Genomic DNA, 26,649 nt, shown 5'->3' with positions numbered 1-26,649 from the left:
CCGGCGCCTGCCGCCGGTCAGCGGTGGCGGCGTACGCCTGCTTCCTCGTCGTCGCACTCGCCGAGTATGACGACGCTCACGGCGGCGGCCGCGAAGACCTTGACGGCACGCAGGCCGTCCCCGAGGCGACGGCCGCGCCGCGCACCGGTGACGGGGCGCAGGCCTGGGGCGGGGGCGGTGACAGGGACTGGGGTGAAGGTTTCGGCACTCATGCATCCATCATGAATTCCGGACATTTCCTACACATCGCCCTGCGGACTGAACCACCGCCCCACCCGCGTACGACCAAAGACAGACCCTGTCCCCTACGGGACCGCCCCCGCCCCCTCAGGGCCTGCGTCCGCCCCGCCGGCCACAGCCCGGCGGGAAGCGCACGAGCAGTCCTCAAGTGACCCTGAAAAGTCATAGGTTGATCACTCCGTGAACGCGCCGTGATAGTTGCGCACGGCACACAGGCGCGTCACACGGAAGGAAGTACCACCCATGCGAGCACGTTCCCTCGCCGTCACGCTGGCGGCGGCAGGCGCCGCGGTCCTGGCCGGAGCCGTCCCGGCCCAGGCGCACTCGACGAGCTACGACTACTACGCCGGGTGCGGCTTCGCAGCCGCCCAGCGCTGCGGCCACGCCTACGTCTCCTCCGACCACAAGTCGATCACCGTCTGCGACGACCTCGCGGACGGGAACGTCGCGGTCGTGGAGTACTACCGCGGCAGTAAGTTCTACCGGATGTCCGACGGCAACGGCGCCAAGTCCGGCTGCGGCAACGCCTACAGCCGCGACTACCCCATCACCAAGTGGCGCATGTGCGTCGACTACGGCAGCTACAACGTCTGCATCGAGGACTGGATCAAGGCCTGACCTCTCCACTTCACCACGCATGAGTCCCCTGTCAGCGAGCCGGCGGGGGACTCATGCGTCGCACACCGCGCACACCGCCTACGTACGCCGCCCCGGCGCCCCAAGCGGGAAGGAGGACCGCTGCCGCCACCGCGTCCCGTCGTGGACGAACAGGTCGACCGTCGAGACCCTCGCGGCGACGGGCAGCCTGGCGGTCAGGGCGGCCTCGGCCCGCTCCAGGGCCGCCTCGTCCTGGTCCTGGGCGACGGTCAGGTGCGGGACGACGTCGTCGTGCCGCCCGCCGAACGGCGGGTTCTCGGGCCACCGCTCGACGATCGCCTCGGTGAGGCGTCTGAAGGGGATGTCGGAGTCGGGGGCGAGGTACAGCACGCCGGGGAACCGGCCGCAGTGCGCGAACCGGGCCTCGAAGGGTTCGTGCCGCGCCAGGGCCTCACTGATCCCGGCGCGGACGTCCCGGTCGATCCGTCCCGCGTCGAGGAACGGGAACAGCACCGTGACGTGTGCCGGAACCCCGGCACGGGCCGACGGGTCCAGTCGATCCCGCCACGCTCGTACGGCGGGCTAGGCCCTGTCTTCAAACTCCCGTCGTCCGCCCGGAGGGCGGGCTGCGCGGCGTCAGGTGCGTGCTCTCGGCGTGCCGGGCGCGGGCCCTCGTACTGGACGTACTTGGGCTCGTGCCCGGTGCGGCGAGAGTGCGTGCATGGCGTCGCGCAGCAGGCGGGAGTTTGAAGACAGGGCCTAGCCTCCGGGACTCGTACGATCAGCCCCGACTGCCCGGCCTGAAAGCCCCGTGTCGCACCCTCGGGCTCCCTGTCTCTCTCGTCCGCCATCGTCCCTGTCTACCAACGGGGGCCGGGGCAGGGCGAGTCGATTCGCCGTCCCCGGCGTCGGGTGAGCCGGGGCCGCCAGGGCCGGGGAAATTCGTTCGCGCGCGCGACGGGACCTGGCCTACACTCCTCCGTCTGCCCGCCTCCGCTACGGAGTGCCGCCGCCCGGTCGGTAACCGGCCGGCCGCGTTGACCTGAGCCCAGAGTCACTCATACCCCTTCCGGAGGCGACCCGTGCCCGCGCACGCCCATGACGCAGACGACCACAGCACCGTCGACCCGCTGGCCCGTGAGCGGGCGCACCTCGCCGCGTCGCGGGCCGCGCTGGGCGCCATGCGGGCGGACGCCGAGGCACTGGACATCCGCGACGTCACCGCGAACTGGGTGAACGCGGCGGTCCTCCAGCACCAGATCGACGAGCGGATCAAGTCGCTCGCGGACCTCTCGCACACGCCGCTGTTCTTCGGCAGGCTGGACTGTCTGCACGCGGTGAGCGCCGAACGGGCAGGCGGCGAGCGCTTCTACATCGGGCGGCGGCATGTGCACGACGGCGACGGCGACCCCATGGTCATCGACTGGCGCGCGCCGGTGTCGCAGCCGTTCTACCGAGCCTCCAAGAAGGACCCGCAGGACATCGCCCTGCGCCGCCGCTTCGGCTACACCGGCGGCGAGCTCACCGCGTACGAGGACGAGCACCTCTCCGACCCCACCGAGGCGGCCCGGACCAGCAAGCTGCTCCAGCAGGAGATCGAGCGCCCGCGCGTGGGCCCGATGCGCGACATCGTGGCGACCATCCAGCCCGAGCAGGACGAGATCGTACGCGGCGGGCTCGGCGGCACGGTGTGCGTGCAGGGCGGGCCCGGCACCGGGAAGACGGCGGTCGGGCTGCACCGGGTGGCCTACCTGCTGTACGCGCACCGCGAGCGGCTGGCCCGTACCGGCGTCCTCGTCATCGGCCCGAACGCGTCCTTCCTGCACTACATCGAGCAAGTGCTTCCGGCGCTCGGCGAGTTGGAGGTCAAACAGGCCACGGTCGATGACCTGGTGGCCCATGTGGAGGTGCGCGCCGCCGACGCGGCGGACGCGGCCGCGGTCAAGGGCGACGCCCGGATGGCCGAGGTGCTGCGACGGGCCGTGCGCTCGCATGTGACGCCGCCGACCGAGGCCCTGACAGTGGTGCGCGGCTCGCGGCGGTGGCGTATCCCGTCCTATGAACTCCAGGAGATCGTCGAGGAGTTGCTGCACCGGGATATCCGCTACGGGGCCGCCCGCGAGGCCCTGCCGCAGCGCATCGCGCATGCCGTGCTGGTCCGGATGGAGCAGTCGGGCGAGGCCCCGGACGACCGGGTGCAGGACGCCGTCGCCCGCAACCCGGCGGTGAAGGCGGCGGTCAAGGCGATCTGGCCGCCGGTCGACCCGGCGAAGCTGGTGCTGCGGCTGCTGTCCGACGCGGACTTCCTCGCCGTGCACGCGGAGGGCGTGCTGAGCTCCGACGAGCAGAAGGCGATCCTGTGGGAGCGGCCCGCGCGTTCGGCGAAGACCGCCAAGTGGTCCGCCGCGGACGCGGTGTTGGTCGACGAGGCCACCGACCTCGTGTCGCGTACGCACTCGCTCGGGCATGTCGTGCTCGACGAGGCGCAGGACCTCTCCCCGATGCAGTACCGGGCGGTGGGACGGCGCTGCTCGACGGGCTCGGCGACCGTACTGGGCGACCTGGCGCAGGGCACCACGCCCTGGGCGACGCGGAGTTGGGACGACGCGCTGGCCCATCTCGGCAAGCGGGACGCGGTGGTGGAGGAGCTGACGGCGGGGTTCCGCGTGCCGCGCGAGGTGATCGCGTTCGCGTCCCGGCTGCTGCCGTGGATCGCGCCGGGGCTCGCGGAGGTGTCGTCGGTGCGGGAGTCGCCGGGTTCGCTGGAGGTGCGGCGGACCGCCGGGGACGACCTGGCCGCGGCGGCCGTCGAGGCCTGCGTCTCGGCCCTCCGCCACGAGGGGTCCATCGGCCTGATCGCGGCCGACGCGCGGGTTCCGGTGCTGGCTCAGGCCCTGGACGCGGCGGGCCTGTCGTACCTCTCCCCCGGCGAGGAGACGACGCCGGACACCCGGTTGACGCTGGTGCCCGCGTCCCTCGCCAAGGGCCTGGAGTACGACTACGTGGTACTGGACGAGCCGGCGGCGGTGGTCGACGGCGAGCCGGACGAGCGAACCGGCCTGCGACGGCTGTACGTGGCGCTGACCCGCGCGGTGTCGGGCCTGACGGTGGTGCACGGGGCCGAGCTCCCGGAGCAACTCGCGCCGGGGGACAGGGCCTAGCCCCCTGCCTGCCCCGCTACGGCCGGGCCGAGCCCGCCGCTCGCCGCTGCCGCTGCCGCTGCCGCTCACCACCGCCGCTCACCGCCCGCCAGTCACCAGTCACCAGCCACCAGTCACCGCCCGATGAACTGCCCCAAAGAGACCCGCACCGCCGGACGCCGCTCACCCGTCCGCAGTTCGAGCAGGGCCGCTTCGGCGACCATGCCGACCCACAGCCGGGCGCAGTCCGCCGGGTGCTGCCAGCCCAGCGCCCGGAAGTCCGGTTCCGCCAGGGCGGCCATCCGCGCGTTGCGCGCCTGCACTTCGTCGGCGACCTGGGGCTCGGCGCGCGCCTCCAGCAGCAGTGCCTTCACTCCGTGCTCGCGCAGACAGGCGTCGAGATAGGCGTACGAGCCGACCAGCAGCCTCTCGGCCCCTGGCGTCCGCCCGGCCATCACCGCGTTGATCTCGGCCTCCAGCCGCTCATGGAACTCGCGGTGCAGCGCCAGCAGATACTCCGTCCGGGTGGCGAAATGATGGAAGAACGTCCCCTTGGACACGCCGAGTTCCGCCACCAGGGCATTGACGCTGAGTCCGGCCAGCCCGCGCCGCTCGGCCAGCCAGAGCCCGCTGTAGATGAGCCCGGCACGGGTGCGCTCCGCGGACTCCTGTCTCAGGTTCTTCGGCTGATCGCTCATCAGCTGTCCGCTCCTCCCGTGCGCTTGCGGCCCGCTCACCGCTGACCCTATTTTATTGACCGACCGGCCGGTCAGTGAATGACCAGCCGGTCGGTCATCTCGAAGGGGGGAAGGGATGCCGCAGCCGACGGCCCAGGGTGCCGCACGCCGCACGCGCTGGGCCCGTTACCGAGTGACCCGGCCGTTCTCCCCGCGGGACCTGGCCGCCTTGTGCGGGGTGATCACCGGCATCGTGGCGCTGGCCCTCGTCCTCGGGTGGGCGCTGGAGCTGAGGGGCGGCAAGGTGATCGTGCTGGCGATCCCGTTCGTCTCCTTGTGGTTCGACGCGCGGCGCGTCCTGTTCCAGTTCGACGCCGACGGCGTGCGGGTGGGCCGTGCGCTCCTGCCGTGGACCGACGTCACGCGGCTCGTCGTCGCGATGCCCCCGTACGGCGAACACGTCCTGCTCGGCGCCGATCTGCGGCCCGGCGCGACCGTCCCGGCCGACGCGGACCTCCCGGCGCCCGGCCCGGCGATGCCCGCACCGCTCCATGTGGCCGTCGAGCGACGGAAGTTCGACCTCGACAAGATGGCCGCCAAGGCCCGTAAACACGCCCCGCCGCACATCGAGATCGTCGTCACCGGACCGGACGACGAGCGCGCGACCCCGACCCGGCCCCCGCTCACACCCCCGCCGCACCCGGCGTACGCACCACCACCGTCGACGCCCCACCCGGCGTACACACCACGGCCAACACCCCACCCGGCGTACGCGCCACGGCCAACACCCCACCCGGCGTACGCGCCACCGCCAACACCCCACCCGGCGTACGCACCACCGCCAACACCCCACCCGGCGTACGCGCATCCGGTGTACCCACCACCGCCACCACGTCCCACGCACGAGGTGCGGTGGGGCGCCATGATCGGGATCGTGCTCACGTGCGCTGCCGTGCTGGCACTGTTCGTCTGCGCCATGCCGCTCATGGCTTATCAGTTCGACGTCGACACCGGCGACGGCCAGCCCTACCACGGCAACGAGTCGGCCTACCGGGCCCTCGGCCTGGACGAGTTCCCCGGCCTGTCGACGCCCCCCGGCGTCCTGTCCTGGCCCTGGCTGCTCGCCCCGCTCCTGGCGCAGGCGGCCCCGCTGTATCTGGCCGCCCTGCCGCAACGGCCCCGCACACTCGCCCGGATCCTCGGCTTCCTCTGCGCCCTGGCCCTTCCGTTGCGGCTCCTCGCCGACGACGTCTGGTGGGAGCCGGTGGTCATGGGCCTGCCCGCCGGATCGGCCGCCAGCCTCACCGTCTCCTTCGAGGGCGGCTGGTGGCTGCTGCACGCCGGTGCGCTCCTGGGCCTGGTGGCGTTCGTCTGGCAGGACATCGCCGCAGACCGCAACGAACCGAAGAGACCAGCATCAACCTGACTCGAACCAGACCGGGCCAAACCACACCACACCGCCCCCAGGGGGACCCTTGAAGCTCCGACCGAAGCTCGCCGCCCCGCCCGCCCTCGCCATTGCCGCCGCCGTCGCCCTCACCGCCTGCTCCTCCGGGCAGGAACTCTCGTACGGCGAGCAGGCCAGCGCCAACGACCTCGACGTGACCGTGCTGCGCGTGGAGCAGGGCAGCACCGCGGACCTGGCGATGCTGAAGGACGCCGACAAGTACGCCGACCGGACGCCGTACTACGTCCACTACCGCGTCGCCAAGACCACGCGGGGCGAGGTCAAGAGCCCCGACCTCGACGCCGTAGGCGACGGAGGACGGCTCACACAGCTGAACATCATGCCCAGTTTCCCGTCCCCCAGCGTCGGCGCGGACGGAAAGCTCACGTACTCGAAGGCGCCCAAATTCGACAAGTGCACCGACGAGCACAGCTACGAGGAGTTCAACAAAGCACCGAAGGGCGAGAGTTACGAAGCCTGCACCATCTACCTCACCGACGCGGGCGACAGCGCGGGCCCGACCCAGGTCGAGTGGGCCGACTCCGGCAAGAGTGATCCGATCGCCACCTGGAAGTAGCGCCACCTCGCCCGAGCGGCAACGCCGCGCGGACCTAGGGCGTGTCCAGCGCCGCGCGCCACTGTGCGACCGCTGTCGTCGCCACCGGTGCGGACCAGCCGTTCGGGCGGGCCGCGCCGCCGATGTGGAACGCGTCGATGCCTGACGCGCGCAGGCGCGGGACGTGGTGGAGGGTGAGGCCGCCGCCGACCAGGATCTGCTGGGCGTAGCCCGGCTCGGCGGTGCGGGCGGCCTCGGTGAGGAGTGTCGGGAGGCCGTCTTCGACGCCGGTCGCCGCGCCCGCGGTGAGGTAGGTGTCGAGGCCTGGGAGGTCCGCGAGCTGCTTGCGGAGGGCGTCGCGGTCGGCGGCGCGGTCGATGGCGCGGTGGAAGGTCCAGCGGGCGCCGTCCAGCGCGGGCAGCAGTCGCTCGATCGCGGCGACGTCGGCCGCGCCCGTCTCGTCGAGGAAGCCGAGGACGAACTCCTCGGCGCCCGCCTCGCGCAGGGCGCGCGCGTCCCGTGCCAGCGCGTCCACATCCCCCGCGGCGAAGCCGTCCGAGGCGCGCAGCATCACCCGCAGCGGGATGTCGACGGCGGCGCGGATCTCGGCGAAGGCGGCGAGCGGCGGGGTGAGCCCGTCCGCGGCCATGTCCGTGACCAGCTCAAGGCGGTCCGCGCCTCCGGCCTGGGCGGCGACGGCGTCCTCGGCGTTGAGGGCGATCACCTCCAGGACTGCACGCTTGCTCATGGGTGGGTTCCTTCTGGCTGGTCGGATGGGGTGGCGCCGCAGCACTACCCAATAGGTCTAGTCCAATAAACCAGCCTACCCGGCCAGAGGTCATCGTCGGGGCGTGATCATCAGTGTGTGACCGTCAGTGCGTGACCGTCAGTGCGCGTGGGCCTCGGACTCGTCGCCGTCGCCGTCGGCGGCGGGCGCGGGCGCCTCACCCGCCTCACCCGCCGCGCCCGCCGCGCCCTTCGCGTGCACCGTGAAGGCCGCCGTGCGGACCTCGCCCTCGTGCCGGAAGTCCAGGAAGAGGCGGTAGGCGCCCGCACTGGGGGCGGTCGCCGTGAACGAGACCTCCGGGCCGGGCTTCGTCTCGCCGTCGCCGGGTGCGCCGTTCGGATGAACGTGCAGATAGGCCAGGTCGCCGGAGCGCAGGGCCACCAGGTGGCCGTACGCGCCGAGGTAGGGCTGGAGGTCGTTGACGGGGTCGCCGTCCTTGCTGACGTTCAGCTTGAGCTCACTCGCCTTGCCGGGGCGCAGGTCGCCGTTCAGCGTGACCTCGTAGCCATCGGTCTTCGCCGTGGTGTTGTGCGCGGGGAGCCGCTCGGGCTCGTACAGGCCGGAGACGGCCAGGTCCGCGCCGAGGGTGAGGCCGCTCGCACCCTTCGCGTCGGGGGTGAAGTCGGCGAAGACGCGGTAGCCGCCCGCCTCGGGCAGCCGCACCGGGACCGACCAGGTGCCGTCGTCCGCGCGTACGGGGTGCAGGTGGCGGTACACGGTGAGGTCGCGCGAGGCGACGATCAAGTGCAGCTCCTTGCCGTGCTCGCGCTTGAAGGCGGTGACCGCGCGGCCGCCGCCGTCCTCGATGACCAGGCTGAGCTCGGCCTTCTTCCCGGCCGCGAGGCGGTCGGACCTCAGGTCCAGGGTGTAGCCGCCGTCGGAGATCTGGAGTCCGCCGGGCGGGGCGGCGGCGGTCTCGTGCCCGCCGTGCCCGCCCGCCCCCTCCGGCTCCGGACCCGGCTCCTTCGCCTTCGCCTTCGCGCCCTCGCCGTCGCCGTGACCGCCGCCCCCGTGCCGCTGGCCGCGCTCGTCCGTCGCCACTACGGGGTCGACGCCCGAGCCCACGCCGTACGCCGTGCCGAAGGTCGCGGCGAGCGCGGCGGCGAAGACCGTGATGCGCAGTCCCGTGTTCATGCCCGTCTTCATGGTGTGCCTCCCTCGCGAGCGGCCGCTGCTCCTCTGGGCGGCCGACACTGCCAACATACCCCCTAGGGGTATGAAGTCAAGTGGAGACTTCTCTTGCGCTAAATACGGGTGGGGGGTATACATGGAGACCGGAAGACAGATACCCCCTCAGGGTATTAGGAGGACGGGCCTTCCCCACGCGCCCAGGAGGCAGCAGACATGACCACCACCACACCCGGCGCCGCAGAAGTCGAACTCGCCATCGGCGGCATGACCTGCGCCTCGTGCGCCGCCCGGATCGAGAAGAAGCTCAACCGCATGGACGGGGTCGAGGCCACCGTCAACTACGCCACCGAGAAGGCCAAGGTCACCTTCCGCGAGGACATCGCCGTCGACGAGCTGATCTCCACGGTCGAGGCGACCGGCTACACGGCGCGGGAGCCCGCCCCGGCCGCCGGCACCTCGGTACCGGGCGGGGACGGCGGGTCCGGTGCCGGGGCCGGCGCCGGGGCCGGGTCCAGAGCCGGGTCCGGCGGGCTGTCCGAAGCGGAGCAGGCGGAGCAGGAGGACGCCGCGCTGCGGCCGCTGCGGCAGCGGCTGACCACCGCCGTGGTGCTCGCCGTGCCGGTCATCGCGATGGCGATGGTCCCGGCCTGGCAGTTCGAGTACTGGCAGTGGCTGTCGCTGACCATGACCGCGCCGGTGATCATCTACGCGGGCTGGCCGTTCCACAAGGCCGCCTGGACGAACGCCAAGCATGGCGCGGCGACGATGGACACGCTGATCTCGGTCGGCACCTGGGCGGCGTTCCTGTGGTCGCTGTGGGCGCTGTTCTTCGGTACGGCCGGTACGCCGGGCATGACCCACCCCTTCGAGTTCACCATCGCCCGCAGCGACGGCAGCGCCAACATCTATCTGGAGGCCGCGGCCGGGGTCACCGCCTTCATCCTCGCGGGCCGCTACTTCGAGCACCGGTCGAAGCGAAAGGCGGGCGCGGCGCTCAAGGCGCTGCTGCAACTGGGCGCCAAGGACGTGACCGTCCTGCGGGACGGCGGACGCGAAGAGACCATTCCCACCTCACAGTTGCAGGTCGGCGACCGGTTCCTGGTACGCCCCGGCGAGAAGATCGCCACCGACGGCGTGGTCGTCGACGGCACCTCGGCGGTCGACGCCTCCATGCTCACCGGCGAGTCCGTGCCGGTGGAGGTCGGCGCCGGTGACGCGGTCACCGGGGCGACGCTGAACGCGGGCGGACGGCTCGTCGTCGAGGCCACCCGCGTCGGCGCCGACACCCAACTGGCCCGGATGGCCAAGCTGGTGGAGGACGCGCAGAACGGCAAGGCGGCCGCCCAGCGGCTCGCCGACAAGATCTCCGCGGTGTTCGTGCCGATCGTGATCGCGCTGTCGCTCGGCAGCCTCGGGTTCTGGCTGGGCAACGGCTCGGGCCTGGCCGCCGCGTTCACCGCCGCCGTCGCCGTACTGATCATCGCCTGCCCCTGCGCCCTGGGGCTCGCCACACCGACCGCGCTGATGGTCGGCACCGGGCGCGGCGCTCAGCTCGGCATCCTGATCAAGGGCCCCGAGGTGCTGGAGACCACCCGCAAGGTCGACACCATCGTGCTGGACAAGACCGGCACCGTCACCACCGGCAAGATGACGCTGCTCGCCGCGCACACCGCCGACTCCACCGACGAGGCCGAGGTACTGCGGCTCGCGGGCGCGCTGGAGCACGCGTCCGAGCACCCGATCGCGCAGGCCGTGGCCGCGGGCGCGGCCGCTGAGGTCGGCGAACTGCCCGCCCCCGAGGACTTCGCGAACATCCCCGGACTCGGCGTCCAGGGCGTCGTCGACGGTCACGCGGTGCTGGTCGGCCGCGCCAAGCTGCTGGCCGAGTGGGAGATCCGCCTGCCGGCCGGGCTGGAGCGCGCCAAGGCCGACGCCGAGGCGGCGGGCCGTACGGCCATCGCGGTGGCCTGGGACGGCGAGGCGCGGGCGGTGCTCGAAGTGGCCGACGCCATCAAGGAGACCAGCCCCGAGGCGATCAGGCGGCTGCGCGGGCTCGGCCTGACGCCGATCCTGCTGACCGGCGACAACAAGGCGGTCGCCGAGTCGGTCGCGGCCGAGGTCGGGATCGCCGAGGTGATCGCGGAGGTGCTGCCGCAGGACAAGGTCGACGTGGTCAAGCGGCTTCAGGACGAGGGGCGTTCGGTCGCCATGGTCGGCGACGGCGTCAACGACGCGGCCGCGCTCGCCCAGGCCGACCTGGGCCTGGCCATGGGCACCGGCACGGACGCCGCGATCGAGGCGGGCGACCTCACCCTCGTACGGGGTGACCTGCGGGCCGCGGCGGACGCCATCCGGCTCTCCCGCAAGACCCTCGGCACCATCAAGACCAACCTGTTCTGGGCCTTCGCGTACAACGTCGGCGCTCTGCCGCTGGCCGCGATGGGGCTGCTGAACCCGATGATCGCGGGCGCGGCGATGGCCTTCTCCTCGGTCTTCGTGGTCGGCAACAGCCTGCGGCTGCGCGGCTTCCAGGCGGCGGGCGAGTGAGCACCGCGAGAGGGACGGGCAGCGGGAGAGGGGGACGGTCATGGCCGGGTATCAGAAGCACAAGGACGACGTCGTCAGGCGGTTGCGGAGGATCGAGGGCCAGGTGCGCGGGGTCCAGCGGATGGTCGAGCGGGACACCTACTGCATCGACGTACTGACCCAGATCTCCGCGATCAACGCCGCGCTCCAGGCCTGCTCGGTCTCCCTGCTCGACGAGCACCTCAACTGCTGTGTCAGCGAGGCCATCCGGCAGGGCGACGACCAGGCGAGAGCCAAGATCGGCGAGGCGTCCAAGGCCATCTCCCGGCTGATCAGGACATGACCGGCCACGCCCAGCGGCCAGAACAGCCAGAACAGCCAGCTCGGGGCATCGCCCCCGTACACCGACACCGGGTGTACGGGGGCGGTGCCCCGTACGATGTGGCGCATCCCGTAGCGGGGGCGGCCACAGGAGGGGGAAACCGTGCGGCCACTGGGCGAGTTGGAGGCTGAGATCATGGACCGGCTGTGGCGTTGGGGGCGTCCGGCCACGGTCCGCGAGATCGTCGACGACATCAATCACCTACGCCCCGTCGCCTACACCACCGTCATGACGGTGGCGGACATCCTGCACCGCAAGGGCTGGCTGCGCCGCGAGAAGTCCGGGCGGGCCTGGATCTACGAGCCCGAGCGCAGCCGCGAGGACTACACCGCGGGCCTGATGCGGGACGCGCTCGGCGCGACGGAGGACCGGCCGGCGGCGCTGCTGCGGTTCGTGGAACACATGTCGCGGGACGACGTACAGGCCCTGGACGCGGCCCTGCGAGCCGTGGACCGCGAAGGGGACCCGCGCCAGACCGGGCAGGCGCGCCAGACCGGGCAGGCGCGTGAGGGCGGGACGGCGCATGAGACCGGGACGGCGCATGAGACCGGGACGGCGCGGTGAATCATCACATCCTGCCGCCGCTCGGCTTCGCGGTGGCCGCGTGGGCGCTGATCCCCTTCCTGCTCAGCCGCGCCCGCTGGACCTCGCAGGCCCCGCGGTTCGCGGTGGCCGTCTGGTGTGTGCTGGCCGTGCTGCTCACCCTCTCGACGGCGGCGACGCTCACCCAGGCTCTGATGCCGCACGACAGCGACCACTGGCTGACCGACCTGGTCAGCGCCTGCCTGCCGTGGACGGACACCCCCTGGCCGAGCGCACGGGAGCTGCTGCGCCTCAGCGCCGCCGAACTCGCCGCCGTGGCGGCCGGTTCGGCCGTGGTGCTGCTCCCCGGCGTCGCCTGGGCGCGCGCGCTGATGCGGGCCAGAGGACGCCGACGGCGGCACGCGGAGCTGCTGCGCCTGGCCGGGAGCCGCGCGCCGGGGCTTGACGCGACCCTCCTTGAGCACCCCACGCCCGCAGTGTACTGCCTGCCGGGGCGGACCCCCCAGGTCGTGGTCAGCTCCGGCGCGTTGAACCTGCTGACCAGGCCGCAGCTCAGCGCGGTGCTCGCGCATGAGTGGGCGCACATCTCCGGCCGCCACCACCTCCTCGTGGCGGCGGCCGAGGCGTATAGCTCCGTCTTCCGCTGGCTGCCGCTGACCGGCCGGGTGCGGACCCAGGTGCCGCTGCTCCTGGAGATGGCCGCCGACGACCGCGCGCTGCGCCGCTGTTCGCGTGACGCGCTGGCGACCGCGCTGTACGCCATGGCGTCCGGGCAGGCCCCGCGCGCCGCCTTCGCCGCGGGCGGGCCGTCGGCGGCGATGCGGATGCGCCGCATTCTGACCCCGCACCGCAACGGCCGTCCCGTCCTGCGCGGACTGTTCGCCGCGGTCGCCGCGCTGGGCGCGTCGGCACCGCTCCTGATGGCCTGCTGCGCCATTCCCGGATAAACCGGCGACGCCCGCCGCACTACTGATTTACTAAGTGAATTCGTAGATTGCTCTCCGGGCCCGAACCCACGAATTCCCCGGTACTGTGGGGCCATTGGGGCGGCTGACCTGCCTGCCCCAGGGGGAGGTTCTGAACATATGCGCCTACTGGAGGTGCGCCCGGCGGTTCCGGCCCAGGCTCCCGCGATATCCCGGCTGCTCGGCGCGGCGATCCGCAGCAGCTACCTGGAGTTGCTCGGAGAGGCGGACACTCTGCGGCTGGTCAGTACCAATTGCTCGCTGACCCGCATCACCGCGGAAATCGGAATTCCCGGCGGCGCTCCCGGATGGCTCGGCTGGCTTGTCGCCACCGATGCGCAGGAACGCGTTATCGGCGCGGCGGCCGGAGGCGTACCCACGCCACGGGAAGGCGAGTTGTACACCTTGTGCACGGCAGCTGACCGCCGCCGCGAAAAGGTCGCCAGCACCCTGCTGGCCTCGGTCACCGAGCGGATGACGGACCACGGCGCCACGCGCCAGTCGGTCAGCCTGCCCGCGGCCGCCGATCCGGCGCTGCCGTTCTACCGGGCGCACGGCTTCACCGGGGACGGCCAGCGGCTGACCCGCACGCTCCCCCAGCGGTAGCAGCGCGGTCCGCCTCCGGCGGCAGCAACACCGGTCGCCCTCCAGCGACGGCAACGCGGTTGGCGTGTCTACGCGTTGGCGTGGACGCGCAGCCGGTTCGGCTGGCCCGGCACTTCTCCTCCGGGCCACGATGGTGATCGACGGCGCACCCCGGCGGCACGGGGTTCCCGTCGGACGGCAGGGACCGGTCGAGCCACCTGGAGGAGCGGATGTACATACAGACCGGCGCACCGGTGACGCCCGCACTCGACCCGGTCCCGCCGTCCCGGCCCGCCCGCACCCCGCGCGGCCCCCTCACCGGCACGCAGCCCGGCACGCATCCCGGCACGCATCCCGGTGCGCACCCTGGTGCGCACCCCGCGGCCGTACAGCTGCCCGGCCTGGAGTCGGTGGCGCCGCATCCACAGGACGAACTCTGGCTGCATGACTCGCTGCTCGGCCCGTACAGCGGCGACATCGTGGACTTCCTGCGCCTTGCCCGCTCCACCGGCGGCCCGGTGCTCGACCTCGGGGCCGGATACGGGCGGCTCGCCGTGCCCTTCGCCCGGCACGGGTTCACCGTCGAGGCCGTCGACCGCGACGCGGACAGCCTGCGCCGACTGCGCGCCTGGGCCGACCGGATCGGTCCGCGGGTACGCGGACGCGTCACCACCACGCACGCCGATCTCGCCGCACTGCGCCTGGACCGCGAGTACCAACTCGCCCTGCTCGCCGGAGCGATGATCTCCGGCGTGCACCCCGGAGCCCGCCCCCGCATGCTCCGGGAGATCGCCTCCCACCTCGGCAGCGGCGGCGCGCTCGCTCTCGACTACACCGCGCACGAGACGGCCGGTCTGGCCGAAGACCCGTGCCGTTCCTGGCCGTTCCAGGTGCCCCGGTTCGACGGGGTCGCCGAGTGGGTGGTCGCCCGGCAGGTCTTCGACCCGGCCGCGATGAGCGAGCGGATCACGTACTACCGTGAACACTCGGACAAGACGCGGGTACGCAGATCGGTCACGAGCACCGTCAAGTGGATAGTGAACCCTGACCACTTGGCGCGGGAACTGCGCGCGGCGGGGCTGCACGTCGCCGACCTGCGGCAGCAGCGGCTCGACCACCGCACCCGCGCCGTTCTGCTGGTCTGCCGTACGGTGCGGTGAGAACGCGCAGTGACGCGCGTCACATCGATGTTCGAGAGCGCCGAAGACTGTTGAAGCTTGTGACATGGTGTGACAGGGGCGACTCGGAGAATCACGAGGGGGGTCACTTCGCGGTGGTCAAAAACGGGGGCAGACTGGGGGCCGAAGGCACGGAACTGGCGCTCGCCGTATACCGGGAGCTGCGGGCGCGAGGGGCGTCCAGCTTCGAGCAGGTCGCCTCCGACATGGATCTGGAGCCCGCGGACCACGCCCGCTGCCGCCTCGAACTCATCGAGCTCGGCCTGATCGTGCCGACCGGGCACGCCCACGACAACCAGCTGGGACTGAACGCGGGCGGCACCTTAGAGACGGAGTCCGACGCGGTCACCGTCATCTCCCCGGAGATCGCGCTGCTCCGCCTCCTGGAGCAGGAGCGCACCAGGCTGCGCGACCATCTGCGCCAGGCCGACCGCGCGTACAGCGACCTGGAGACCCTGGCCGGGCAGTTCCTGCGCGCCGAGACCCTCGCCCAGGCCGCCAAGGTGGAGATCGAGGTGATCACGGACTACCGGCGCATCCAGCAGGTCCTGGAGGACATCGCGGACACCGTGCAGAGCGGCCAGGCCTCGATGCACCCCGCGGCGGTCTCCCGCGACATCCCCGAACGCGTCCTCAGCCGCGACCGGCGGCAGGTGGAGCACGGGGTGCGGGTGCGCGCCATCTACAACCAGCGTTTCGCGGCCCTGCCGGAGATGGCGGAGTACTTCCGCCGGAAGGTCGAAGTCGGCGTCGATCTGCGGCTGTCCCCGGTGGTTCCCATGAACATGGTCATCGCCGACCACCAGTTCGCCCTGCTCCCGGTCGACCCCGAAGACAGCGGCGCGGGCGCGGTGCTCGCCAAGGGCCCCGCGCTGGTGCGCTCCTATCTGGCGCTGTACGAGCAGTGCTGGCACGCGGCCGTCCCCTTCGGCGACCAGCTGCCCGCCGAGCACGGCGGGGACGGGCTCTCCGAGCAGCAGCGGGCGGCGCTGCGCATGCTCGCTTCCGGCATGAAGGACGAGAAGATCGCCCGCAGTCTGGGGGTCTCCCTGCGCACGGTCAGCCGCATGCTCTCGGAGCTGATGCAGGAGCTGGGCGCGTCCAGTCGCTTCGAGGCGGGCGTACGCGCCACCAGGCTCGGCTGGCTCGACTGACCCCGGCTCGACTGAACCCAGCTCGACTGAACCCGAGTCGACTGCCCCTGAGTCGACTGTCACCGCCTCCGCTGAACGGCCAAGAGGTACGATGCCTGCAAAGTTTTGGCCTCACCAGATGGCGGAGAGATGGCACGCGAGGCATTGGCGGACGGACAGGCCGGGCGCGAGGCGGCGATCCAGCGGCTTCGCGATGTCGGGCTGCGGGTGACGGGTCCGCGCCTCGAAGTGCTCCAGGTGCTCACCGCGGGCGGGCACCTGGACGTCGAGACACTGACCGCGGTGGCCCGCGAACGCCTGGGCACGCTCACCAGTCAGGCGGTCTATGAAATGCTGCGGCATTTCCTGGAAACCGGCCTGGCTAACCGGTTCGAGCGGCCGGGGTGGCCCGCCGTATTTGAAATCTCGGGCCCCGCGCACCAGCACGCTCTGTGCGTGAACTGCGGGCGCGTGGACAATGTGGAAATGGAATCGCCCGCACCCCCGGAAAAGGCCCTGAACGGCTGGCGCACGGATGACGCGGAAGTCATCTTCAAGGGCCTGTGCCCCGACTGCCGCCAGAGCTGACGCGGAACGAACGGCGAAGGGCCTTGCGGCCGCGCGCGAGGCGCTGGCCACAAGGCCCGACGTGCCGGTGACTTACTGCCACTCGCTGTCGTCCGTCCCCGCGACGGCGCCGGTCAGGCGCTGCCACTCGCTGTCGGGGTCGGCCGCCACCTGCCGCACGTCACCGGCCTCGGAGAGCGCCGCGCCGCCCGCGACCGCGGTGCACAGCACCAAAGCGACGGCGAACTGACGGAGAACAGTGCGGAAAACCACGGGGCGAGAAGTCTCGAGCATGATTCCTCCAGGAAGTGAACGGGAATTCCGTCCCACCTGGCCCGTGCCGCCGGGCCCTTGGTGAAGACATCTCTATGATGTCCCGCGCTAAAGTCAGAATCCATGGTTTCTCCAGTCGTTCACTCGCCATGGCGTGGGTACGACAAGGAGCCGCGAACTGGCCCGATTTCCTGGACACTTACAGTCTTTTGGTTACACCAAAAAAGGTGCTAGATTGGGAACGCGGCTCTCCCGTTCCTCCAGGAGGGGGCGGCCGCCGGGGCAGGGGCGTGCCGCCGCCCCTGCCTCACCCTCTCGCATACGCAACCGCCGGGCGGCCAGGGCACGTTCGTACACCCCCAGGGTCCGCTCGGCCGCGGTGTCCCAGCCCAGCGCCCGCGCATGGCGCACCGCCGCCGCGCCCATCGGCGCGGCCAGCTCCGGGTGCTCCGCGAACCACAGCAGCTGGCGTGCGTACGCCACCGGGGCGTGCCCGCGTACGAGCCGCCCCGTCACCCCGTCCCAGACCGCGGCGGGCAGCCCGCCCACGGCCGACGCGAGCACGGGCGTGCCGCACGCCTGCGCCTCCAGCGCCACCAGGCCGAAGGACTCGCTGCGCGAGGGGACCACCAGCACATCCGCCGCCCGGTACCAGTCCGCCAACTCCTGCTGAGGTACGGCCCGTTCCCAGCGCAGCACATCGGCGACCCCGAGCCGGGCGGCCAGCTCCCGCAGGCCGCCGGACGCCCTGGCGCCCGTACCGCTGAGCCCACCGACCACCGGCACCAGCAGCCTGGCGCGCAGTCCGGGGGCCAGCCGCAGCAGCTCGGCCACCGCGCCGACCAGCACATCGGGCCCCTTCAGCGGCTGGATACGGCCCGCGAACAGCGGCACCAGGGCGTCGGCGGGCAGCCCGAGTCTGGCCCGCGCGGCGGCCCGCCCGTCGCCCGGATGGAACGTACCGGTGGCCACACCAGGGCTGACGACCTCGGTACGGGGCGCGTCAGCGCCGTACAGGCCGCGCAACGCCCGTGCCTCGTCGGCGGTGTTGGCGATCAGCCGGTCGGCGCTGCGGACGACCTCGCGCTCGCCCCGGATGCGCGCCTCGGGCTCCGGGGTGTCGCCTTCGGCGAGCGAGGCGTTCTTGACCTTGGCGAGGGTGTGCATGGTGTGCACGAGGGGAACCCCCCAGTGCTCGGCCGCGAGGCCGCCCGCCTGACCCGACAGCCAGTAGTGCGAGTGCACCAGATCGTACGGGCGGGTCGCGGCGGCCTGGGACCGCAGCAGCGCGAGCCCGCACTCCAGGACCAGTCCGGGCATGGCCTCCTTGGGCAGCGGACGGCGCGGCCCGGCCCGCAGGTGCCGCACCCGCACACCGGGGGCGATCGGCACCTGAGGGGGCTGGCCCTCGCCCCGGCAGCGGGTGAACAGGTCGATCCGCGCGCCCTGTTCGGCCAGGGCGCGGGCCAGCTCGACCATGTAGACGTTCATGCCGCCCGCGTCCCCGGTGCCGGGCTGGTGGAGCGGCGAGGTGTGGACGCTGAGCATGGCGATGCGCAGGGACACGTGGTGCTCCTTGGGTAGGGCCACGTGCCCCGCGCCGCGGCTGCCGACGCACGGCCACGCGGCGGTTGAGTACTGCGCTCGTTGGTACTGCGCTCGTTGGTACCGCGCTCGTTGATACCGCGCGGGTCAGAAGCCGAAGACCGGGCCCGACGGCGGTGCGAGGCGGGTGCCCGGCGGGGGTGCGGCCAGGGCCGCCAGGTCGACCGGACCGCCGGGCGGGGCCGACAGCGCGGCGGCCAGCCGGTCCGCACCCTCGGGCATCACCGGCCGCGCCCACGCGGCCAGCGCCCGCGCCACCGCCAACTGGGCTACCAGCGGCCGCAGATGGCTCTCCGCGCTGCTCGGCCTGCGCCGCTCATGGGTGTTGACGTGCCCGAAGTCGTCCGTGGTGCGGACGATCTCGTCGAGCAGCGCCACCGCGCGGCGTGGCGCGAACGCCTCGGGCCCGTACGCGTCGCGCAGATCGTCGACCGTACGCGCGAGCCGCCGCAGCTGGACCTCCCAGCCCGCGCCGTCCGGGGCCGCGTCCGGCACCACGCCGCCGCTCTGCTCCCGTAAGGCGGCGAACAGCCGGGCCAGCCAGTCGTTCCAGGAGTTGTCGAGCACCTGCCGGGTACGTCCGAGCTGCGCACGGTCGAAGGCGGTGCTGCGCCCGGCCGGGCGGGCCTCCAGCACATGGCGGCGCAGCGTGTCGGAGCCGAACTCGGTGAGCAGGTCGAGCGCCCAAGTGCCGCTCGTGCCCATCGCGTCGGCGTGGTACGTCTCGTTGACGTTGAAGCTCTGGGGCAGCTTCACGCCCTGGGCGAGCAGCAGGACCGGCAGCAGGACGGCATGGCAGAAGGCGTGCCCGAAGCCGCAGAAGTGCAGGGTGCGTTCGGGCAGCGGCACCCGGTCGAAGCCATAGCCGAACAGATGCATCGCGGCCGCCTCGAAGCAGCCGTCCACGCGGTGTTCGGGGAAGCCGTCGACGGGGACCGGGACGCCCCAGTCGCCCGGATGGCCGACGGCGACGTCCGGCAGCCCGTCCTCGATCAGGCTCTCGCACAACACGGCCAGGCGCGGCGGGAGTTCGGTGCCCGCCCAGTACTCGGCGAGCGCCTCACGGTAGGGCTCCAGGGGTACGTACAGCCTGCGGCAGCGGCGCGGGCGCGCGGGCTGCCCGCACCGGGCGCAGCCGGGGTCGAGCAGGTCGCCGCAGTCGTTCGGGCGGGCGCAGGCGCGGCACATGCCGCCGTGTCCCGGCTCGCCGCAGTGCGGGCAGCCGCCGGTGACATGGGCCCCGTACAGCCAGCGGTCGCAGGTCTCGCAGTACGGCAGCAGCCGGGTGCGCGGCGCGATCACGCCGTCCGCGTGCAGTTCGCTGAACAGACGCTGGACCCAGCGCTCATAGCCGCGGTCGCGGCGCGGGTGGACGATGCGGTCGAACTCGACGCCGGAGCGCAGCCAGTCGGCGGTGATCGCGGTACGGAAGCCCTCCGCGACCTCCTCCGGCTTGCGGCCCGCGCGCAGCGCCCGCAGCTCGACGGACTCGGCGTGGTCGGCGGTCCCGGTGGTGAACAGGACGGCCTGGCCGTCGGCGCGCAGGAAGCGGGCCAGCACATCGGCGGCGACATAGGGGCCCGCCAGGTGGCCGATGTGCAGTTCTCCGTGGGTGGCGGGCGGGGTCGCGGTGATCCAGAGAGGGGTGCTCACGGAACGGACCTCCTTGACGTGGTGGGCTGCTGAGCGTGGTGGGCCGCTTGGCCTGCTGGGCCGCTTGGCCTGCTGGGCCGCTTGGCGCGGTGGGCTATCGGGGTTCAAAGTGGAAGGAGCGGATGAAGCAGTCGCGGGGCTGTTGGACCGCGTACACGATGCATTCGAAGAGCGCCTGGGTGGTGAGTTTCTCGTCCGGGTCCGGTCCGCCGCCCTGCCCGTCGCCCCCGCGCTGTCCGATGCCCTCCCATTCCGCGGAGCGCGGATCGGAAGTGGAGTAGTCGGGCGGGTAGAGCGAGAACACCCGGATTCCGGACGGCCCGAGCCTGCGCGAGAGAATGTCGGCGAATCCCGCCTGCGCGCCTTTGGCCGCGTAAAAAGCCTCGTGCGCGGCGGATTCGCCACCCTGGCCGCCGGCGCCGCCGCACACCGCGACCATGTTCACGATGTCGGGCCTTCTGGACGCCCGCAGGAGCGGCAGGAAGTGCTTGACCATCAGCACGGTGCCCCCGGCGGTCGACTCGATGGTCTCCACGATCCGGTCGTCCGACGCCTCTTCCAGGTCCATGCTGTCCAGCCACCGCGCACCGTTGTTGACCAGCAGGTCAACGCGGTCGGTGCGCTCGCCGACGCGGCGGGCGAAATCGCGGATCTCGGCCGGTCGGCTGAGGTCGCAGCCGAAGGCGTGGATGCGTGCGCGGGCCGCTCCCATGACCTCGGCGCGGGTCCGCTCGGCCGCTTCGACGGTACGCGCGGACACATACACCTCGGCCCCCAGGTGGGCGAATCCGATGGCGAGCGCACGTCCGAAATAGCGGGAGGCTCCGGTCACCACGACACGCAGATTCTCGAACTTCATACGGGTTCTGTCCCCCAGTCGGGGTCGGGATACGGAAGCAGCCGAAAGCGGTCGAATTCCCTGGAGAGGTCTGGGAATTGTCCGGCCTTTCACCAGGGTGGCAGAAGTCCGCCCCGCGAAACCTCCTCGTGCGGCTGCGCGTTCACGCCGTGACGTGGATACGCCAGGGCAACTCGGCGGCACGTTCGATGACGTGGGCGCGCTTGTGGTGCACGGCGGCGGAGTGCAGTACGGGGCCGCGACCGGCCGGGGCGTGCGCGCTGCCGTCCCGTACGCCCTGTACGCCCTGCACGCCCCGCACATCCCGTAGATTCCGCACATCCCGTACGTCGGCGGAGGTGGTGACGACGCCGCCTGGGGTGTGGATCCGCGAGGTGTCGCCCTCGCCGCCATCGGTCGGCGCGAGCAGGTGCGGCAGAGTGCCGGGCACGGCCCGCGCGGCGGTCAGGCAGAGCGCGCCGGTCAGCGCGAGGCTCGGGTGCCAGCCGGAGACGGTGACCGCGCGGACCGCGAGCTGGCCGGGCGCGTACCCGCCGACCACGGCGACCTTGGGCAGCGCGCTGTGCGGCGGACGGCCGAGCGACCGCGCGGCGGCGGCCCGCAGTTCGCGCAGCCGCCGCAGTACGCCGGGCCCGGCCTCGCGGAGCGCGCGCCGCGTGCGCAGCCCCAGGGCGTCCGCGCCCACGAAGACGTACGGATTGCCGAAGTCGACCACCGACACGGGCAGCCCGCACAGCAGGTCGAGCGGCCGCCCGGTGGGCAGCAGCGCGGGCAGCGGAGTCGGCCGCACGAGCCGCACGGTGTACGCGCCACCGCGCCCAGTCGCCGGTTCCGGTACGCACTCCACCGTGTCCCTCGTGGTCACCGCGCGCACCCGGACGGCCCCCGGCAGCCCCGCCGCCACGACGCACGCGAGCAGCGAATGCCCGCACCCGGTACGGAAGTCGAACCCATCGGAACCGCTGGGCAGCGCCTGCACGAAGCGGTAGTCCAGGTCGTACGCGGGGTCGTCGGACACCCCGTAGAGCCCGATCTTGCGGATGTGGCCGCGTCCGGTACGCAGCGACCACCCTCGTACGGCGGTGAGTTCGTCCCGTAGCGCGAGCGCGCCGCCGGGCAGCCGGTCCCGGTCGATGGCGAGGGTCGGCCCCGGCGCGCCCTCGGCCCGTACGACGTCGACGATCACGGGCCGGCGCTCACGCCGCCGCGTATCCGGCCGGAACCCGCATCCCCTGCACGACCTCCGTCCACAGCTCGTGGACGGCCAGCCCCCACAGCGCGAGCGCGTCCCGCTCGCTGGGCCGGGCGAACTGCCGTTCCAGCACGGCCTGTACGCGGCCGGGGCGCAGCTTCCCCGAGCGCAGCAGCCGGGCCGGTGAGAGCAGTTCGCGCACGGTGTCGGCCAGCGGGCCGCCGGGCGCGAGCATGGCGGACAGAGGCAGCGTGAACGGCTGCTTGGGCCGGTTCAGGACGACACGCGGCACCAGGCCGCGTCCGGCGGCGTACAGCGCGCGCTTGCCGTGGCGTTCGGCGGCGGGCAGGGCGCGGGCGAGCGCGGCGACCGACGGCTGGCAGAACGGCAGCCGCGCCTCGACGGCCCAGGCCATGCTGAGGTGGTCCACCCGGCGCAGGTGGTACGCGGGCAGCCGCCAGCGGGTCTCGAACGCGGTGAGGGCGCCGATCCGGTCGGTGCGCGCGGCGCGCAGTTCGGTCAGCACCCGGTCCGCCGCTGAGCCGTGCTCCCTGATGTACGTCCGGTAGTCGGCGGTGTAGAGGCGCTCACGCAGCAGCCGGGGCGCGGCGCCGAGCGCGTCGGTGTAGGCGGCGGCCCAGTCGGTCCCGTCGGGCGCGGCGAGCGCGGCGCGGATGCGGTCGTAGCCGCCGAACAGCTCGTCCGCGCCGTCGCCGGTGAGGGCCACGGTGAAGCCCGCCTCGCGGACGGCGCGGAACAGCGCGAACGTGCTGAGCGCGATGGGGTCGGCGTTGGGCTGCCCGAGGTGGCGGACCGTACGGGTGAGCAGCGAGACCAACTCATCGGGATCGACGGCCACTTGGTGGTGCACCGTACCCGCCTTGCGGGCGACGGCACGCGCGTAGCCGTCCTCGGCGCCCGGCCAGCGGCCACGGTAGCCGAGGTGGAAGGTGTGCAGCGGGGGCGCGACGTCGTCCCGTAGCGCCTCGGCGGCGAGCGCGGTGACCAGGGCGGAGTCCAGGCCGCCGCTGGTGACGGCGCACAGCGGTACGTCGGCCCCGGCGAGCCTGCGCACCTCGCGGCGCAGGGTGGTCAGGGCGGCCGGGGCGGCCAAGCCGGCCGGGTCCGCGGCGGCCGCGGCGTCCTGGCGGCCGGGGCCAGGACCGAAAGTGGGGCCGGGACCGGGGCCGGGCGTACGCGGCGTACGCCTGACCACCCGCAGCCCGTTCGCGCCGTCGGCCACCGCCGTGGCGCCGGGCGGCAGTACATGGATGCCCCGCAGCGCGGTCTCCGTCCCGAACGGCGTCTTGGTGGCGAGCACGGTGTCCAGGCTGTCGTCGCGCGCGTCGGCGGGCACCCCGTCGAAGGCGAGCAGCGCGGGGAGTTCGGAGGCGAAGCGCACCGCGCCGTCCGCCCCGCGGTGCACGTGGACGGGCTTCATCCCCATGTCGTCGACGGCGAGCACCAGCCGGGACGCGACTCCTTGAGCCGCCCGCAGATCGAGCACCGCGATCGCGAACATCCCGTCCAGCTGCTCGGCGAACGCGGGCCCGTACTCAACGTAGAGCGCGGGCAGCAGCCCGCCGTCACACCGGTCGGGGAAGCGGTGCCCGCGCGCCGTCAACCGGCGACGCAGCTCGCGGTGGTTGTAGATCTCGCCATTGAGCACGGCGAGCACGCCGGGGGCCGTGGCCAGCTGGTACGGCTGGCCACCGCCCACGGGGTCGGTGACGGCCAGCCGGTCACAGCCCAGCGACCACCCCGCGCCGCGGAGCACGCCTCGCTCGTCGGGTCCGCCGTGCCGCTGCCGGGCCGACACCGCGGCCAGTTCGGGTCCGCTGGCCGTCACGGCGAAGGAGCCGAAGATCCTGCACATCGCCGGTCACCTCCAAAGTCTCGTCCGCGCCCGCCCCACACACATCACCCTTGACGAGCCCAATAATTTGAAGCTACCAATTTTTTGGCTGGCGCGTAAGTGTCATGTCGTGAATGCGCCACCGGGAACGCCTTGCCGCGCCCCACCGCAGGTCAACAGGCTTGCCTCATGGCCGACTTCAGGACCGACCCACTCGACCCACTCGATCCCCCCGACCCGCCCGACCGCACCGCCCCGGAGAGCCTGCTGGTGGTGGCCGCACACCCGGACGACATCGAGTTCTGCGTCAGCGGAACGGTCATGCAGTGGATCGCCCAGGGCACCCGCGTGACGTACTGCATCGTCACGGACGGCGGCGCGGGCGGCTATGACGACCGGCTCCCCCGCCAGGCCATGGCGGACCTGCGCCGGGCCGAACAGGTCCACTCGGCCAAGCTCAGCGGCGTACACGACGTGCGCTTCCTCGGCTACCCGGACAGCTTCGTCGAGCCCAGCGTGCGGCTGCGCCGCGACCTGTGCCGGGTGATCCGGGAGGCCCGCCCGCAGCGCGCGATCATCCCCAGCCCCGAGATCAACTGGCAGCGGGTGGCCGACCTGCACCCCGACCACCGCGCCGTCGGCGACGCCGCGCTCCGCGCGGTCTACCCCGAGGCCCGCAACCCCTTCGCGCACCCCGGACTCCTGCGCGACGAGGGCCTGGCCCCCTGGATCGTCCCGGAGCTCTGGCTGATGACGGGCCCGACCCCGAACCAGTACGTCGACGTCACCCCGGTCTTCGACCGCAAGGTCGAAGCACTGCGCATCCACACCTCGCAGACCGCGCACTTCGACGACCTCGCCGCGCTGCTGCGGGACTGGCTCGGCGAGCACGCCAGGGCGGGCGGCCTCCCGCAGGGCCGCCTGGCCGAGGCGTTCCAGATCGTACGAACCGAGTGACGGTGGTCAGCGGCGGTCAGCCCGGCTTACGGGCCACGTACAGACTGTCCATCTGTCCATCTGTCCATCTGTCCATCTGTCCATCGGATCGTCCGGGACGTCGTGCACCTGGATGCCCGTGAAGCCCGCGTCGGCGAGCATCCGCTGGGCCAGCTCCGCGCCGCGGCCTACTCCTCGAAGTACGCGTCCAGCACGGCGTCAAGCTCCTCGTCCCAGGCCCCGAGCGCCGCCTTGTCGGGCGCGACCACCTCACCGGGGTACCACCGGCTGCCCTCGGTGTGCACCGTGACGGTGAAACGACGCCCGAACCGGGAGTGGCTGGTCTCGACGGCCAGGATCTCGTCCCAGCCGAACTCGGCCTCCTGGTCGTCCAGCGTGTACCGGACGCCCGCGCGATCAGCGGTGATCGAGCCCCGCCGATCGGACACGGAAAACGACGGCCCGCCGCCCTCCGCGCCCTCCGCACCCTCACCGTCCGCTTCGGCTTCGGCTTCGGGTTCGGGTTCGGCAGCCGCTTCGGCTTCGGCCTCGGCACCCCCCGTATCAACGTCCGCCTCCGCCGGTTCCACCACCTGCTCGGGCTCCCCCGACTGCTCCGGGTCCTCCGGCTGCTTGGCGGCGACCGGTACCGTCAGGCCCGGAATGTGCACGGGGTCGGCCGCGACGGGCAGGGGCGCGATGTTCTTCTTCTGCTGCTCCACGCCACCGGAGTATGGTCGAACATCCTGTGCGAAGACCAGCTCGCACCGGCCCTCGCAACCGGTCTCCGTCACGGGTGTGGCGGAGACCGGTCGCCGTATGCGGCACGGCGGTACCGCGTCAGCGGTAGATGAGCAGGTCCGATTCCGTCGCGGCCGTGAGGGTGTAGCGGGTGCCCACCAGAGGGCGGCCCGCGTACAGGCGGATCAGGGTGGGGACGTCGCCGTGGTAGGCGGCCGGGGCGCGGCTCGGTGTCTCGTTGCCCAGGACCAACGGCTCGGGGTGGTCCGGGACGTACGCGTACAACCGCGGGGTTTCGCGGCTGCGGCTCGCCTCCGCGAGGAGGGGCAGGGCGTGCCGTGTGCTGTCGCCCGCGTACGCGCCCGGCGCGCCGAACGCCTCGCGTACGTCCCCGGCGTGCACCCACTCCCCCAGCGCGACCGCGTCGAGCCGCCCGTCCTCATGCCCGGCGATGACCGGCCCGGCCTCGGTCAGGCCGTACTCCAGCTCGTCGACGATCCTGGCTAGCGGCCAGTCGGCGCGCTCGGCGACGTCCGCCGCGTTCGACTCCGGGGAGAACACCCCCTCCTCAAGCCGCCCCTCCACGATGCGGACGAGCGCGGCCCCGCAGTGCGCCAGCACCTCGCGTACGGTCCAGCCGGGGCAGGCCGTGCGGAGCGCGAACCGGTCGTCGGGGGTGGCGCGGAGCAAGGCGATGAGGGCGTCGCGTTCGGTGGTGAGGAGACGGGCCGGGAGGTTCGGGTCGCGGGGGCGTGAGCCGGTGGCGGTCGCGGTGGTCACTTGGGCGCCTTCGCTAGTAGCGGTAGTGGTCGGGCTTGTAGGGGCCCTCGACCTTCACACCGATGTAGTCCGCCTGCTCCGGGCGCAGTTCGGTGAGCTTGACGCCGAGGGCGTCGAGGTGGAGGCGGGCTACCTTCTCGTCCAGGTGCTTGGGCAGGACGTACACGTCGGTCGGGTAGGACTCCGGCTTGGTGAACAGCTCGATCTGGGCCAGCGTCTGGTCCGCGAAGGAGTTGGACATCACGAAGGACGGGTGGCCGGTGGCGTTGCCCAGGTTCAGCAGACGGCCCTCGGAGAGCAC

26 protein-coding genes and 1 pseudogene are annotated in these 26,649 nt (G+C 72.4%); 13 read left to right on the top strand and 14 right to left on the bottom strand.

The features are described from left to right. Window positions 1–17: 17 nt before the first annotated feature. A complete protein-coding gene (locus tag ACX6XY_RS06955; RefSeq protein ID WP_460327550.1) occupies window positions 18–212 on the bottom strand; it encodes a hypothetical protein in 195 nt (64 codons plus the stop codon). Window positions 213–483: 271 nt separating this feature from the next. On the opposite strand from ACX6XY_RS06955, the gene ACX6XY_RS06950 reads away from it, so the two are divergent. Beyond that, entirely contained in the window at window positions 484–858 is a 375-nt protein-coding gene (locus ACX6XY_RS06950) for a hypothetical protein (protein WP_460327548.1), read from the top strand. Window positions 859–936: 78 nt separating this feature from the next. Here ACX6XY_RS06950 and ACX6XY_RS06945 read toward each other — a convergent pair whose 3' ends face one another. Continuing rightward, window positions 937–1,392, bottom strand: a complete 456-nt coding sequence (locus tag ACX6XY_RS06945; protein ID WP_460327726.1) for a 2'-5' RNA ligase family protein — start codon at window positions 1,390–1,392, stop codon at window positions 937–939. A 527-nt stretch (window positions 1,393–1,919) separates the two neighbouring features. Here ACX6XY_RS06945 and ACX6XY_RS06940 point away from each other — a divergent pair. Next, on the top strand, window positions 1,920–3,998 hold the full coding sequence (locus tag ACX6XY_RS06940) for a HelD family protein (RefSeq protein ID WP_460327545.1): 2,079 nt from the start codon (window positions 1,920–1,922) through the stop codon (window positions 3,996–3,998). Between the two features lie 113 nt (window positions 3,999–4,111). On the opposite strand, the gene ACX6XY_RS06935 is transcribed toward ACX6XY_RS06940, so the two are convergent. Then, complete coding sequence (locus tag ACX6XY_RS06935; protein ID WP_460327543.1) at window positions 4,112–4,675, bottom strand: TetR/AcrR family transcriptional regulator; 564 nt, start codon at window positions 4,673–4,675, stop codon at window positions 4,112–4,114. 115 nt (window positions 4,676–4,790) lie between these two features. Here ACX6XY_RS06935 and ACX6XY_RS06930 point away from each other — a divergent pair, with 115 nt between their 5' ends. Together ACX6XY_RS06930 and ACX6XY_RS06925 are read left to right on the top strand one after the other, a co-directional pair. Further along, a complete protein-coding gene (locus ACX6XY_RS06930; protein ID WP_460327541.1) occupies window positions 4,791–6,080 on the top strand; it encodes a hypothetical protein in 1,290 nt (429 codons plus the stop codon). Between the two features lie 49 nt (window positions 6,081–6,129). Continuing rightward, complete coding sequence (locus tag ACX6XY_RS06925) at window positions 6,130–6,678, top strand: hypothetical protein (protein ID WP_460327538.1); 549 nt, start codon at window positions 6,130–6,132, stop codon at window positions 6,676–6,678. 34 nt (window positions 6,679–6,712) lie between these two features. Here the strand turns inward: ACX6XY_RS06925 and ACX6XY_RS06920 are convergent, their stop codons facing one another. Then, entirely contained in the window at window positions 6,713–7,405 is a 693-nt protein-coding gene (locus ACX6XY_RS06920) for a copper homeostasis protein CutC (RefSeq protein ID WP_460327536.1), read from the bottom strand. A gap of 138 nt (window positions 7,406–7,543) precedes the next feature. Then, window positions 7,544–8,578, bottom strand: coding sequence for a hypothetical protein (locus ACX6XY_RS06915; RefSeq protein WP_460327725.1), 1,035 nt, complete (start codon window positions 8,576–8,578; stop codon window positions 7,544–7,546). 210 nt (window positions 8,579–8,788) lie between these two features. Here ACX6XY_RS06915 and ACX6XY_RS06910 point away from each other — a divergent pair, with 210 nt between their 5' ends. The 8 genes and pseudogenes from ACX6XY_RS06910 to ACX6XY_RS06875 all read left to right on the top strand — a co-directional run bounded on the left by ACX6XY_RS06910 (window position 8,789) and on the right by ACX6XY_RS06875 (window position 16,475). Beyond that, window positions 8,789–11,122 (top strand): heavy metal translocating P-type ATPase, encoded by a 2,334-nt coding sequence (locus ACX6XY_RS06910; protein ID WP_460327533.1) that lies wholly within the window; start codon window positions 8,789–8,791, stop codon window positions 11,120–11,122. A 40-nt stretch (window positions 11,123–11,162) separates the two neighbouring features. Continuing rightward, window positions 11,163–11,444, top strand: coding sequence for a metal-sensitive transcriptional regulator (locus ACX6XY_RS06905; RefSeq protein WP_460327531.1), 282 nt, complete (start codon window positions 11,163–11,165; stop codon window positions 11,442–11,444). Between the two features lie 141 nt (window positions 11,445–11,585). Then, window positions 11,586–11,948 (top strand): annotated as a pseudogene (locus tag ACX6XY_RS06900) (BlaI/MecI/CopY family transcriptional regulator); the annotation flags it as partial. A gap of 95 nt (window positions 11,949–12,043) precedes the next feature. After that, window positions 12,044–12,973 carry a M56 family metallopeptidase gene (locus ACX6XY_RS06895; protein ID WP_460327529.1) on the top strand — a complete coding sequence of 310 codons (930 nt, stop codon included), beginning with the start codon at window positions 12,044–12,046 and terminating at the stop codon, window positions 12,971–12,973. A 138-nt stretch (window positions 12,974–13,111) separates the two neighbouring features. Beyond that, window positions 13,112–13,597 carry a GNAT family N-acetyltransferase gene (locus tag ACX6XY_RS06890; RefSeq protein WP_460327526.1) on the top strand — a complete coding sequence of 162 codons (486 nt, stop codon included), beginning with the start codon at window positions 13,112–13,114 and terminating at the stop codon, window positions 13,595–13,597. Window positions 13,598–13,806: 209 nt separating this feature from the next. After that, window positions 13,807–14,736, top strand: coding sequence for a class I SAM-dependent methyltransferase (locus ACX6XY_RS06885; RefSeq protein WP_460327524.1), 930 nt, complete (start codon window positions 13,807–13,809; stop codon window positions 14,734–14,736). Between the two features lie 113 nt (window positions 14,737–14,849). After that, on the top strand, window positions 14,850–15,908 hold the full coding sequence (locus ACX6XY_RS06880) for a helix-turn-helix transcriptional regulator (RefSeq protein WP_460327522.1): 1,059 nt from the start codon (window positions 14,850–14,852) through the stop codon (window positions 15,906–15,908). 129 nt (window positions 15,909–16,037) lie between these two features. Beyond that, window positions 16,038–16,475 carry a Fur family transcriptional regulator gene (locus ACX6XY_RS06875; RefSeq protein WP_460327520.1) on the top strand — a complete coding sequence of 146 codons (438 nt, stop codon included), beginning with the start codon at window positions 16,038–16,040 and terminating at the stop codon, window positions 16,473–16,475. Between the two features lie 72 nt (window positions 16,476–16,547). Here ACX6XY_RS06875 and ACX6XY_RS06870 read toward each other — a convergent pair whose 3' ends face one another. The 6 genes from ACX6XY_RS06870 to asnB all read right to left on the bottom strand — a co-directional run bounded on the left by ACX6XY_RS06870 (window position 16,548) and on the right by asnB (window position 23,912). Further along, window positions 16,548–16,748, bottom strand: coding sequence for a hypothetical protein (locus tag ACX6XY_RS06870; protein WP_460327518.1), 201 nt, complete (start codon window positions 16,746–16,748; stop codon window positions 16,548–16,550). Between the two features lie 192 nt (window positions 16,749–16,940). Next, window positions 16,941–18,293 carry a D-inositol-3-phosphate glycosyltransferase gene (gene mshA, locus ACX6XY_RS06865; protein WP_460327516.1) on the bottom strand — a complete coding sequence of 451 codons (1,353 nt, stop codon included), beginning with the start codon at window positions 18,291–18,293 and terminating at the stop codon, window positions 16,941–16,943. 126 nt (window positions 18,294–18,419) lie between these two features. After that, complete coding sequence (locus ACX6XY_RS06860) at window positions 18,420–19,985, bottom strand: class I tRNA ligase family protein (RefSeq protein ID WP_460327513.1); 1,566 nt, start codon at window positions 19,983–19,985, stop codon at window positions 18,420–18,422. A gap of 94 nt (window positions 19,986–20,079) precedes the next feature. Next, window positions 20,080–20,844: an SDR family oxidoreductase gene (locus ACX6XY_RS06855; protein WP_460327511.1), complete on the bottom strand. Its 765-nt coding sequence runs from the start codon at window positions 20,842–20,844 to the stop codon at window positions 20,080–20,082. A gap of 142 nt (window positions 20,845–20,986) precedes the next feature. Continuing rightward, the gene (locus tag ACX6XY_RS06850) at window positions 20,987–22,030 is read right to left on the bottom strand and encodes a PrpF domain-containing protein (protein ID WP_460327509.1); all 1,044 of its coding nucleotides are present in this window, start codon (window positions 22,028–22,030) and stop codon (window positions 20,987–20,989) included. 10 nt (window positions 22,031–22,040) lie between these two features. Further along, window positions 22,041–23,912 (bottom strand): asparagine synthase (glutamine-hydrolyzing), encoded by a 1,872-nt coding sequence (gene asnB / locus ACX6XY_RS06845; protein WP_460327507.1) that lies wholly within the window; start codon window positions 23,910–23,912, stop codon window positions 22,041–22,043. A 168-nt stretch (window positions 23,913–24,080) separates the two neighbouring features. On the opposite strand from asnB, the gene ACX6XY_RS06840 reads away from it, so the two are divergent. Beyond that, window positions 24,081–24,848: a PIG-L deacetylase family protein gene (locus ACX6XY_RS06840; protein ID WP_460327505.1), complete on the top strand. Its 768-nt coding sequence runs from the start codon at window positions 24,081–24,083 to the stop codon at window positions 24,846–24,848. Window positions 24,849–25,015: 167 nt separating this feature from the next. Here ACX6XY_RS06840 and ACX6XY_RS06835 read toward each other — a convergent pair whose 3' ends face one another. From ACX6XY_RS06835 to ACX6XY_RS06825, 3 genes are all read right to left on the bottom strand, one after another. After that, entirely contained in the window at window positions 25,016–25,549 is a 534-nt protein-coding gene (locus ACX6XY_RS06835) for a hypothetical protein (RefSeq protein ID WP_460327503.1), read from the bottom strand. Window positions 25,550–25,667: 118 nt separating this feature from the next. Next, on the bottom strand, window positions 25,668–26,348 hold the full coding sequence (locus ACX6XY_RS06830) for a maleylpyruvate isomerase family mycothiol-dependent enzyme (RefSeq protein WP_460327501.1): 681 nt from the start codon (window positions 26,346–26,348) through the stop codon (window positions 25,668–25,670). A 13-nt stretch (window positions 26,349–26,361) separates the two neighbouring features. Further along, the coding region (locus ACX6XY_RS06825) for an adenosylhomocysteinase (RefSeq protein ID WP_460327499.1) at window positions 26,362–26,649 on the bottom strand (288 nt) is incomplete at its 5' end.

Source organism: Streptomyces sp. O3, from assembly GCF_054788135.1.
This window is presented reverse-complemented; position numbering and strand designations above follow the sequence as displayed.